The sequence below is a fragment of the Bacillus sp. EAC genome (assembly GCF_002156875.1).
In the GTDB taxonomy this organism is placed as follows: Bacteria; Bacillota; Bacilli; order Bacillales; family Bacillaceae_G; genus Gottfriedia.
This window is the reverse complement of the sequence record NZ_NCSY01000002.1, coordinates 412,597-424,264: the sequence shown is the minus strand read 5'-3', so window position 1 is coordinate 424,264 and position 11,668 is coordinate 412,597. Positions and strand designations below refer to the sequence as shown.

At 34.4% G+C, this 11,668-nt stretch carries 10 protein-coding genes and 1 other annotated feature; of the genes, 9 read left to right on the top strand and 1 reads right to left on the bottom strand.

Going from position 1 to position 11,668, the window contains the following annotated elements:
• Positions 1 to 63: 63 nt before the first annotated feature.
• From B7R65_RS05050 to spoIID, 4 genes are all read left to right on the top strand, one after another.
• A complete protein-coding gene (locus B7R65_RS05050) occupies positions 64 to 300 on the top strand; it encodes a DUF1146 family protein (protein WP_088041654.1) in 237 nt (78 codons plus the stop codon).
• An 81-nt stretch (positions 301 to 381) separates the two neighbouring features.
• Complete coding sequence (locus tag B7R65_RS05045) at positions 382 to 1,101, top strand: YwmB family TATA-box binding protein (protein ID WP_088041653.1); 720 nt, start codon at positions 382 to 384, stop codon at positions 1,099 to 1,101.
• Positions 1,102 to 1,133: 32 nt separating this feature from the next.
• The gene (murA, locus tag B7R65_RS05040) at positions 1,134 to 2,438 is read left to right on the top strand and encodes a UDP-N-acetylglucosamine 1-carboxyvinyltransferase (protein ID WP_088041652.1); all 1,305 of its coding nucleotides are present in this window, start codon (positions 1,134 to 1,136) and stop codon (positions 2,436 to 2,438) included.
• A gap of 581 nt (positions 2,439 to 3,019) precedes the next feature.
• Complete coding sequence (spoIID, locus tag B7R65_RS05035) at positions 3,020 to 4,036, top strand: stage II sporulation protein D (protein ID WP_088041651.1); 1,017 nt, start codon at positions 3,020 to 3,022, stop codon at positions 4,034 to 4,036.
• A 61-nt stretch (positions 4,037 to 4,097) separates the two neighbouring features.
• Here the strand turns inward: spoIID and B7R65_RS05030 are convergent, their stop codons facing one another.
• A complete protein-coding gene (locus B7R65_RS05030) occupies positions 4,098 to 5,720 on the bottom strand; it encodes a peptide ABC transporter substrate-binding protein (RefSeq protein ID WP_088041650.1) in 1,623 nt (540 codons plus the stop codon).
• Between the two features lie 46 nt (positions 5,721 to 5,766).
• Positions 5,767 to 6,062 (bottom strand) — a binding site (T-box leader).
• Between the two features lie 357 nt (positions 6,063 to 6,419).
• Between B7R65_RS05030 and spoIIQ the strand changes: the two genes are divergently transcribed.
• The 5 genes from spoIIQ to B7R65_RS05005 all read left to right on the top strand — a co-directional run bounded on the left by spoIIQ (position 6,420) and on the right by B7R65_RS05005 (position 11,479).
• Positions 6,420 to 7,229: a stage II sporulation protein SpoIIQ gene (gene spoIIQ, locus B7R65_RS05025; protein WP_179194777.1), complete on the top strand. Its 810-nt coding sequence runs from the start codon at positions 6,420 to 6,422 to the stop codon at positions 7,227 to 7,229.
• Between the two features lie 279 nt (positions 7,230 to 7,508).
• Entirely contained in the window at positions 7,509 to 7,778 is a 270-nt protein-coding gene (spoIIID, locus tag B7R65_RS05020) for a sporulation transcriptional regulator SpoIIID (protein WP_088041648.1), read from the top strand.
• Positions 7,779 to 7,934: 156 nt separating this feature from the next.
• Complete coding sequence (gene mreB / locus B7R65_RS05015; RefSeq protein ID WP_088041647.1) at positions 7,935 to 8,936, top strand: rod shape-determining protein; 1,002 nt, start codon at positions 7,935 to 7,937, stop codon at positions 8,934 to 8,936.
• A 294-nt stretch (positions 8,937 to 9,230) separates the two neighbouring features.
• Complete coding sequence (gene galU, locus B7R65_RS05010; protein WP_088041646.1) at positions 9,231 to 10,130, top strand: UTP--glucose-1-phosphate uridylyltransferase GalU; 900 nt, start codon at positions 9,231 to 9,233, stop codon at positions 10,128 to 10,130.
• A gap of 20 nt (positions 10,131 to 10,150) precedes the next feature.
• On the top strand, positions 10,151 to 11,479 hold the full coding sequence (locus B7R65_RS05005) for a UDP-glucose dehydrogenase family protein (RefSeq protein WP_088041645.1): 1,329 nt from the start codon (positions 10,151 to 10,153) through the stop codon (positions 11,477 to 11,479).
• The last annotated feature ends 189 nt before the right edge of the window (positions 11,480 to 11,668 follow it).

Here is an 11,668-nt window from a genome sequence, read left to right as displayed (position 1 = left end):
GGAAAAGGTGTAGGAGCATTCCTACACCTTTTCTTTTAGATTATTTGAGAAGGGGGAAAAGTGATGGCAACATTGGTCGGGACAGAGTCAGTATTAGCAATAATTGTTCATTTACTTTTCATTATTTTAACTTGGTGGGCATTAACAGCAATTAAATGGGAAAGTATTATGAAAAAAGGTCATATTGCCCAAATTAGACTTTTTATGGTGTTGTTAACCATTACGATTTCTTCTGCTGTAAGCAGTTTTTTCTTAGATTATTTACAATATGCGAAAAACATTACTTATCTTTTTAAATAATTTGTCAAAAAGTGTGTTACGATTATACAGTATAAACCCCTCGCTACCTGTGAAAAATGGAAGTAGGAGAGGGGATTTTTTATGAAAAAAATAGTCTATTTATTTCTAATTACAATTTGTTTTGCATCTGCTTTGTTTTTTTACTCGAATAAGGTTGGATTGGCGGATTCGGGAGTTGGTCAATTAAACCGTTTTGCAAATGTATTAAATAAAAAAGACATTTCAATTACAAGTTGGAATTTATACGCTAGAGAGGCTAAAATAGATACTTCGGTGGCTAAAGTTGTTGGAAAATATAAGAATAATTTGAAAGATTTCAAATGGACTGTAAACAAAGAACAATCAAAAATAATTGGTCTGAAACAACATACTTTTGTCACGGAAAGAGTAGTTGTAACATCTACTAGTGACAATAGTAGCTATGTAATTTATGAACTAAACGGGACGAAATGGGACCAGCAAACAGAAAATGAAACAAAAATGATCTTAAAGAATTCATTGGAAAATATTTTTAGTAAAGAACCTACTTTTTTTACTTGTATTAAAGGGACAATGGGTGGTAAACTTGAAGGTGTTTTGCAGGGTATAAAAAATGATTTTTTGGAGACATTTAAAGCTAAAAAAATTGAAGAAATAAAAGAAGGGGCATTCGTCTCTGTCTCAGCATATACTGAACAGTGGAATGACGCTCTAGTTGCAAATGGCAAAAAAATTAATTTACAAATTGCAATACGTGAAAACAAGGTTGATGAATCGAAAACAATTATTATTGGAACACCGATTATAACAGTAGAATATTGATAGATCTATTTTAGGACACGGAGGGGAAAAGCTTGGATAAAATCATTGTCCGTGGCGGGAAACAGCTTCAAGGCACAGTACGTGTAGAAGGTGCTAAAAATGCTGTCTTACCAGTTCTTGCTGCAGCGCTACTAGCTAGTGAAGGAAAAAATATAATTCACGACGTACCAACTCTATCTGATGTTTACACGATTAACGAAGTTCTTCGTAATTTAAATACAGAGGTTGAGTTTAAAAATAATACAGTAACAGTTGATGCTTCTAAAGACTTACATGTTGAAGCACCATTTGAGTATGTTCGTAAAATGCGAGCATCTATTCTTGTAATGGGACCTCTGTTGGCGAGAAACGGTCATGCTCGTGTAGCATTACCAGGTGGATGTGCAATTGGATCTAGACCAATTGAACAGCACTTAAAAGGATTTGAAGCAATGGGAGCTCAAATTACGGTTGGAAATGGTTTTGTTGAGGCAAAATCAAATGGCCGTTTAAAAGGAGCAAAAATCTATTTAGATTTCCCAAGCGTTGGTGCAACAGAAAACATTATGTCTGCTGCAGCTCTTGCTGAAGGAACTACAGTACTTGAAAATGCTGCTAAAGAACCAGAAATCGTTGACTTAGCAAACTTTATTAATTCAATGGGTGGAAAAGTTCGTGGTGCTGGTACTGGTACTATTCGAATTGAAGGTGTACCAACATTATTTGGTACAACTCATCATATTATTCCAGACCGTGTTGAAGCAGGAACATTTATGGTTGCTGCAGCGATCACAAATGGAAATGTTTTAATTGAAAATGCGGTTCCTGAACATTTAAGTTCGGTTGTCGCTAAAATGCGAGAAATGGGCGTTACAGTTATCGAGGAGGAAGAAGGTCTTCGCGTAATTGGAACGGACAATTTAAAACCTGTAGACATCAAAACTATGCCTCATCCAGGCTTCCCAACAGACATGCAATCACAAATGATGGCACTTCTGTTAAAAGCTAATGGAACAGGCATGATTACTGAAACAGTATTTGAAAATCGTTTCATGCACGTTGAAGAATTCCGCCGCATGAACGCTAATATTAAAATTGAAGGTCGTTCAACAATTATTCAAGGTCCTAACAATCTTCAAGGAGCAGAAGTAGCTGCTACGGATTTACGTGCTGCTGCATCATTAATTCTTGCTGGTCTTGTTGTTGATGGCTATACCCGCGTGACTGAATTAAAACATTTAGATCGTGGATATGTAAACTTCCATGAAAAACTTGCTGCACTTGGAGCTGACATTGAACGTGTAAACGAACCAAGCACAGCAATTCAAGAAGAAACACTTAAAGACTTACAAGCGTAAACTTAAAAAACCATCAAATGCCTGATTCTTTGTGTTACCCCACAATGAGTCGGGCATTTTTGCATTTAATTGAAGCACTTTCTACTATACAGTTATAGGCATAAAACATAATAAATATTCTAAAAATAACAAAAAATAATACTTTTAATTTATATCAATGATTATTCTTTATGATTTTAGTTTTTTTTATATAGGTTTCCTTACAGAAAACTGTAGTAAGGAAAATGATTGGTGCGAAAGGTGGAAGGCTCCTGTGGGAATAGCGGGAAGATGAGACCCCTCAGTGTTCAAAAAAGGTATACATTCTAATACCACACGACTTACTGCCGTAACGAATGCATGACCCACATCGTGTGGCCCAGGAGGAGGTTCAACGTACGCCCCACTAGAAAGCGAGCATCCTAGAATGGAAATCTTACATAACTACATCCTTAAATAGCAACAAAGTTTCTGAAAACAGACTAAAGATAAATTGAAATATGTTCTAATTGCTTGTCCATATTCATAAATTAGCATTAGAACGGCAATTAGTAGAATATTGCCGAATTTTAATGTTTATGGATATGGATAGGAGGAAAACGATGAAATCAATTAAAACATTGATTACTGCAGGACTCACTACATGCTCAGTCGTAATTATTTTACCAACATTACTTGTTCTTCCGTTTCATAGCCAAACGGACGGTAGATTAGTTGACCAATTACAGAATAAAGCGAACCAAGTTGAAGCATCAAATAATGATGCAGTACAAATCTCAGTTTTTCGTACAAAAACAGAAAAAATCGAAAAACTACCAATTGAAGAATATGTTTTGGGAGTTGTCGCCTCTGAGATGCCTGCATCATTCGAACCAGAAGCTTTAAAGGCACAAAGCCTAAGTGCAAGAACATTTATTGTCAAACGCTTAAAAGAGGGATCTCTATTGGATGATGGTGCGATGGTAAATGATACAGTTCAGTTCCAAGTTTTTCAGGATCGGGACGATTTAAAGAAAAGATATGGTGCAAAATACAATCAAAAAATAAAAAAGATTGAAGAAGCCGTGAAAGCTACAACTGGTCAAATTTTAACATACAATGGACAACCTATAACGGCATCTTTCTTCTCATCAAGTAATGGTTATACAGAGAACTCTGAAGACTATTGGAAAAATGACCTGCCTTATTTAAAAAGTGTCGCTAGTCCATGGGATTCTGTTGCCCCAAATTATATAGCAAAAAAATCTTTTACAATTAAAGACTTTGAAGAGAGACTAGGTGTGAAAATTAATTCGAAAACTGGAGTAGGAAAGGTAATTTCTAGAACAGAAAGTAATCGGGTGGATCAAGTAGACTTCGGAGGAAAAATTATTACAGGTAGAGAAATTAGAGAAAAATTAGAGTTGAGATCAACAGATTTTACGTGGGAAAGAAATGCAGATGAAATTATTATTACTACAATTGGAAACGGTCACGGTGTAGGAATGAGTCAATATGGAGCTAATGCACTTGCAAAACAAGGAAAGCTATTCGATGATATCGTAAAGTACTACTACAACGGGATAGAGATCACAAAGTTAAGTAAAAAAGACATTCAAGGACTAGTGAAAAATAATTAAAAAAACAGACCTGGAATGGGTCTGTTTTTTTTACTTGATTAATGTTATCCGATATCTGCTTTTAGTTTTGTTTTCCAGCATATTTGTAGTAAAAATAGCCAACAAAAGGTCGGACTTCAATGCCACTTACATTAGACTTTTGTAAATATACGTATCCTGCCTGATAAACAGGGGCGATAATTGAATCATTTAATAAAAGATCTTCAGCATTGTGCAGCATTTGATTTCGTTCTTTTTCATTTTGAATGCTTACAGTATTTGCATTGTGTAAGAAGTCATCATATTGCTTATTTTTAAAACTTAACACATTTAATGCTGATGTAGATGTAAATAACTCTAAATAGGTTGTAGGGTCAGGATAGTCAGCTCCCCAAGTATCAAGAGATAGATCGTAATCACCTTGCGTTCTTAATTCGAACTTTTGCTGAGCAGGCTGAACAGTGATGTCGACAGTTAATCCTTTTAAGTTTGTTTCTAATTGAGATTTGATGTACTCACCGATTTTACGTGAAGTATTACTATCGCTTACTAATAATGAAATTGTAACTGAAGATTTTCCAGTCTCAGATAAAGCTTCTTTAAATAGTGTCTTTGCAGCGTCTAATTTAATTGTCGATGAGTGAGTTGTTGATTCAACAAAATCAGTACCCTTTGAATCTTTTACAAGTCCTTTAGGGATAATTCGATCAGTAGGAATCGATCCATCATTTAAGATAACTTTACTAATATCTTCTTTATTGAATCCATTTGCAATTGCTTTACGAGCTTTTTCATTAGCTAAAAATGAATTTTTTTGATTAAAGCTAATATATGAAACAATTGGCATAGCTAGTTTGTGTAGTTCTTTATTGTCCTTGTAGCGATCAATGACACTTGAATCAATAATAGCTTGATCAAGTTGTCCAGTTTCATAAAGGTTGACTGCTGTAGACGTTTCTTTCATGAGCTTTACATCAATCTCATTTATATCAACATTGTTTTTATCGTAATACTGAGGATTCTTTTTCATTGTAAATCCAGTTTCATGTTCCCATTTACTTACAACATATGGGCCGTTGTATAAAGTCGTGTCTGCCTCTAAACCATATTTATTTCCTTGTTCCTTTACAAACTTTTCGTTTAATGGGAAATACATTGGTAAACTTGTTAATTGAATAAAGTAAGGAATAGCACGTTCTAATTTTATTTCTAATGTTTTATCATCTAATGCAGTTACCCCAAGCTTATCCACAGATAACTTTCCTTCGTTAATTGCCTTTGCATTTTTAATATCATATAAATCATATGCAAATTGTGCTTTTGTTTTTGGATCAATTGCTCTTCTCATAGCAAAAACAAAATCTTTTGCTGTAACTTTATCCCCGTTTGAGTAGTTAGCGTCTCTTAAGGTGAATGTATAGACTTTACCATCCTTGCTGACTTTATGAGAAAGTGCTGCTGCAGGTACGTATTCACCTTTTTCATTTGGCATATAAAGACCTTCCATTACACTATTTAATGCATTTAAAGAAGGACCATCTAAAGCAAGTGAACTATCAAGACTTACTATATCGGAAGTATCCATTAATTGTAACGTGTGACTTCCGGATACATTTTGACCTTGAGTAGCTTGTTTACTACAAGCAGTTAAAGAAAGTGAAAGTAATAATATGATTGATAAAAAACTCTTTTTATTAAATAACATGTGTAATATCTCCTTTTTGGGCACAAAAAAAGAATCCCCGCCTTATAAAAAGGACGAGGACTCCCGTGGTGCCACCTTAATTAGTCTAAAACCGATTTAGACTCACTTTACAGTATCAAAACAAATGAATTGAACTACTTTGTGACAAAAAGCAGTATCGAAACAAAAGTTTGAATACCTGTCTCTTTTATCGGTGAGACATCCGCCAGAGCCTACTGCACCTGTAATGGTTCGGTCTAGTTGCTCAGAAGCCCATTCAAAAATATGTCCGTACTGACTCGCACCAACCGTCAGCTCTCTGAAACTTTCATATAATCTACTCTTCTTCATCATCGCAAAGAAATTTATTTAAACAGAAATTAAATTTTAAAGTTAATATTTTTTTGGCCTTAATTGTTTTTTTTATCTAACAAGCTTGTAGAAATGATTATATTTTGTATGAATAAAAAATGCAAGAAAAATATATTAGCATTTTTATATTTACATAAAAGTAGTTAGATATGGCACTTATCCACAAATATTGTGTATAAGTTGTATGAAACTGTGTATAAGTTGGTAACAATTGTTAGTATTTAGCTAATGAATTGTGGATTAGTTGATAAATTGTGTGGAAAAATAAGAATTTTGTCGAACTAAAATTTTCTAAATTGCGTATATAATTTCACGAATCTGTTGAAAATGATTGCAGAGGTGATAAGGATGAGAGAGGAACAAAACAAAAAAACTTCTCAAAAAGTCGTTAAGATGTTAAGAAAGCGTTGGGTAGTACCAGCAATTTATTTAGTAAGTGCAGCAGTAATTTTAACAGGTGCGTTATGGTATCAATATAGTAATGCTCCTACAACTAATCAAACAGGAACAGTAGTTGATCGAAATCAAGAGCCAGATGCTGTACCAGTTTCAAAAACTGAGGAAAAATTAACTTATCCAGTAGCTAAGGACACAACAGTTCAAGTTAAGAGTCATTTCTATGATGATTCAGCGTCTAAAGAAGAGCAACAACAATCTTTAATTCAAATGGACGATACAACTTACTCAATTAATACTGGTATGGATCTAGTTGATAAGAATGGTAAAGAGTTTGGAGTTACAGCAGCACTAAGTGGTACTGTTACGAAAGCTCAAAAAGATGCTCAATTAGGATACATTATTGAAGTCGATAATGGAAATGGGTTAGTTTCATATTACCAAAGCTTAAAATCTGTAAGTGTTGAAGTTGGATCAAAAGTTACGCAAGGACAAGCATTAGGTGTTGCTGGAACTGCATTAATCGGTAAAGAAAATGGAGTACATGTACATTTCGAATTACGTAAAGATGGTGTAGCAGTAAATCCTGAGAAATACCAAGGACAAGATGTATCAGCAATTATCAATGCTGAAAATAACAAAAGCGAAACAAAAGATTCAAATACAATGAACACATCTGGTAACTTATCTGACAGCGAATCTAATGGTAGTAATACAGATTCAAATGGTCAAGAATCAGATATGAATAAAACTCAAGAATAATAAATAGTAATTCACAAAGTGCCCAATACACGGTGATTCATATGCCGTATGTGTTGGGCACTTGTTTTTTTCTGAATATTGTGCATAGTTATTAGGTTTTGCTAATACAATGTTATAAACCCATCAAAGAGGTGTTTGAGGTGAGGGATCGTGGATTTTCTACCTAGTCAAAATAAATGTACCTCAGCAGGTCAGTCAGAGCAGGAAAAAGAGCAGCTAAGTCAGTCAAAACGAGTCTCATTTCACGCTTCTCACATCCAATTCGAGGAGGAGAGTAGTGTGCACGATTACATCAAAGAGAGAACGATCAAGATTGGGAAATATATCGTGGAGACGAAGAAAACAGTTCGAGTAATTGCGAAAGAATTTGGAGTGTCAAAAAGTACTGTACACAAGGATTTAACAGAACGACTACCGGAAATTAATCCGGATTTAGCAAATGAAGTAAAGGAAATTTTGGATTATCACAAGTCAATTCGTCACTTACGCGGTGGAGAAGCAACAAAACAAAAGTATCAAAAAGAAGACATTGAAAAGGTAATAAAATAGGGATTCTGAGCCTTGAAAACAAAATTAGAAATATTTAACCTCCTGTTCACAATAATTTAATTACTAAAAGCAGTCATTTATGGTAAAATTATATTTTGGTATAACACGTATTCGGAACTGCTCATGAGTATAGTGAATAAGGAGGAGCCAAAAGAAATGTTTTCTAAGGATATCGGAATAGATCTTGGTACTGCCAATGTCTTAATACATGTAAAAGGTAAGGGAATCGTTTTAAACGAACCTTCTGTAGTAGCAATTGAACGTAATAGCGGTAAAGTATTAGCTGTAGGTGAAGAAGCAAGTCGAATGGTAGGTCGTACACCTGGTAATATCGTAGCAATTCGCCCATTAAAAGACGGGGTTATTGCAGATTTTGATATTACTGAAGCAATGCTGCGTTATTTTATTAATAAATTAGATGTTAAAGGTTTTATGTCAAAGCCGCGTATACTAATCTGTTGTCCAACAAACATTACGTCTGTTGAACAAAAAGCAATTCGTGAAGCTGCTGAAAAAAGCGGTGGTAAGCAAGTTTATTTAGAAGAAGAACCAAAGGTTGCTGCAATTGGAGCTGGAATGGATATTTTCCAACCAAGTGGTAACATGGTAATTGATATTGGCGGTGGAACAACTGATATTGCTGTATTATCTATGGGTGATATCGTCACCGCCTCATCAATTAAAATGGCAGGGGACAAGTTTGATATGGAGATCTTAAACTATATCAAACGTGAGTACAAATTATTAATTGGTGAGCGTACAGCGGAGCAAATTAAAATTGAAGTAGGTACTGTATTCCCAGGAGCTAGAAATGAATCTATCGATATTCGCGGTCGTGACATGGTAACGGGATTACCTCGTACGATAACTGTATATTCTGATGAAATTCAAAGAGCATTAAGTGAACCAGTTTACTTAATTGTACAAGCTGCAAAAACTGTATTAGAACGTACTCCACCTGAATTATCAGCTGATATTATTGATCGTGGAGTTATCTTAACAGGTGGCGGAGCACTTTTACACGGAATTGACACTTTACTAGCTGAAGAACTTAAAGTTCCTGTATTCATTGCAGAAGATCCAATGCAATGTGTAGCAATTGGTACTGGTATCATGTTAGAAAATATTGATAAAATTCCAAGCCGATATTTAAAATAAAAAAATCTCAAGCGATTGCTTGAGATTTTTTTTTGTAAATTTTTTTTAATAAAGACGAGGGATTTGTATTGAACATGTTTGGGTTTTGTAAAATTAAAATGAACTTGAAGGTAGTCAATGAAACGATAGAGAAGGAGAACATAAGTCATTCTTTTGAGAATTACATTTGTAAAGTTTCCCTAAATGAATTGTAAATGAGGGATGATGAAGAAAGCATGTTCATATGTTAAAGTACTTACGAAATATTAGTTCACGAAAGAGGAGTAAATCTATTTTTTAAAGAGGAGCGATCTGCTGATGAAGGTAAGAAAGGCCATTATACCAGCTGCTGGACTAGGTACACGCTTTTTACCTGCAACAAAGGCAATGCCAAAGGAAATGTTACCAATTGTCAACAAACCAACAATTCAGTACATAGTTGAAGAAGCAGTCAATTCAGGGATTGAAGAGATTTTAATCATTACTGGAAAAGGCAAACGCGCAATTGAGGATCATTTTGATTATGCATATGAACTTGAGCATCGTCTACTTGAGAATAAAAAATACGATTTACTTGAACAAGTTGTCCAAACTTCTTCGATTGCCGATTTACATTATTTACGACAAAAAGAACCAAAAGGCTTAGGTCATGCCATACTTTGTGCTAAAAAGTTTATTGGAGATGAACCATTTGCAGTTTTACTTGGGGATGATGTGACAACTGGAAATGTTCCGTGTACTTATCAACTAATTCAGCAATATGAAAAGGTTTTATCACCTGTCATCGGTGTAATGCATGTTCCAAATGAAGATGTAAGTAGGTATGGAATAATAGAATGTGTAAACGAATTAGATGATTTGAGTGAAATTAAAAAATTAATTGAGAAACCACCAAAGGGCTCAGTAATATCTAATTTAGCGATTATGGGCAGGTATATATTAACACCAGATATATTTGATTTGCTTGAAGTGACACCATTCGGTATAAACGGTGAATTACAGCTTACTGATGCATTGGCAGAATTAAATAATAAGAGAAATTTATATGCTTATAAGTTTGAAGGGAATCGATATGATGTTGGCGATCCATTGGGATGGTTAAAGGCATCAATCAAGTTTGCTATTGAAAAAGAGGATATTCGATTTAATTTAATGCAATATCTTGAAGAGATTATTCAATATGAGAAACATGAGAATAATCTCCGAGCGGATTAATTGTTTAGGATGGGATGGATATGAAGCGAATTGTTGTTGCTGGTACTGGGTTTGTTGGTCTTTCTACAGGCATTTCATTTGCAACAATCGGTCATAAAGTTACGTGTGTTGATATTGATAAAGAAAAAATAAGTTTACTTCAAAAAGGTATCAGTCCAATATACGAACCAGGATTACAAGAATCTCTCTTAGAAAATATTAATTTAGGGCGAATTGATTTTACAACAGATTATGAAGAAGCATATCGAAACGCTGATTTAATTTTTATTGCAGTTGGTACGCCTGAGATGCAGGATGGAACAGCAAATTTAATTTATTTAAAGGAAGTTGCAAGGGATATAGCTATTTGTATTGAAAGTGATATTGTCGTCGTTATTAAAAGTACCGTTCCGGTTGGAACAAATGAAATGATTAAACAAATGATGGTAGAATACGCAAAGCCACATATTTGTATTGAAGTTGTTTCGAATCCGGAATTTTTAAGAGAAGGCTCCGCATTATATGATATTTTTAATGGCGATCGAATCGTAATCGGGTCAGATAGTCTAAACGCAACACTATTACTTCAAGACTTATACAAACCATTTAATATCCCAATCTTTATAACAAATGTGCGTAGTGCAGAAATGGTCAAATATGCTTCTAACGCTTTCCTAGCAACCAAAATTAGCTTTATAAATGAGATATCGATGATCTGTGAAAAGGTTGATGCTGATATTGAGCAAGTAGCTTTAGGAATGGGACTTGACCATCGGATTGGTTCTCAATTTCTAAAAGCTGGTATTGGGTTCGGAGGATCTTGTTTTCCAAAAGATACAACTGCCTTAGTAAAAGAATCAGAATTGCGGGGACTTGAACTAAAGTTACTAAAATCAGTAATAGAGATAAACGAGAAACAACAGATGAAACTATTTGATTTAGTCACAAATAATATAGGACAACTGAAAGATAAAAAGATAGCGATTTTAGGAGCAAGTTTTAAACCGAATACAAACGATCTGCGCCATGCGCCTTCTATACTTTTGATTCAGCAATTATTAAAGGAAGGCGTAAACATAACAGCATATGACCCAATTGCCTTACCTGAGTTATTTAATGAGTTTGGTAATTTAATCAATTACACAACTAATTTAAAAGATGCGATAAATGAGAAGGATGCTGCATTAATACTGACCGAATGGGATGAAATTGTTCATGCTAATGTTGCTATATATGAACAATATATGAAAAGGCCAATCGTATTTGATGGACGAAATTGTTATAGTCTAGACCGAATCTGTCAGACCTCTATTCATTACTACTCCATCGGTAGGAAAACAATTAATCCTATTTTACAATTATCACATTAAAAATAAAAAGCTATATTCGGAAACATTGTTTCTAATTAATAAAGGCTTAGTGGGTTCCGCTACAGGATGCTCGCTTTCCGTAGGGCGGGCGATAAGCCTTTTTGAAAAGAACTAAACCAATAAAAAACTCTGTTGCAGCTTAACAACTGTTACAGAGTTTTTTTGTATTGTTATCCGCATTTATCGCAC

Coding starts and splice junctions, on each gene's coding strand:
- B7R65_RS05005 (WP_088041645.1), top strand. CDS start 10,151: ATGAAGCGAATTGTTGTTGCTGGTACTGGGTTTGTTGGTCTTTCTACA.
- mreB (WP_088041647.1), top strand. CDS start 7,935: ATGTTTTCTAAGGATATCGGAATAGATCTTGGTACTGCCAATGTCTTA.
- B7R65_RS05050 (WP_088041654.1), top strand. CDS start 64: ATGGCAACATTGGTCGGGACAGAGTCAGTATTAGCAATAATTGTTCAT.
- spoIID (WP_088041651.1), top strand. CDS start 3,020: ATGAAATCAATTAAAACATTGATTACTGCAGGACTCACTACATGCTCA.
- B7R65_RS05030 (WP_088041650.1), bottom strand. CDS start 5,720: ATGTTATTTAATAAAAAGAGTTTTTTATCAATCATATTATTACTTTCA.
- spoIIQ (WP_179194777.1), top strand. CDS start 6,420: ATGAGAGAGGAACAAAACAAAAAAACTTCTCAAAAAGTCGTTAAGATG.
- B7R65_RS05045 (WP_088041653.1), top strand. CDS start 382: ATGAAAAAAATAGTCTATTTATTTCTAATTACAATTTGTTTTGCATCT.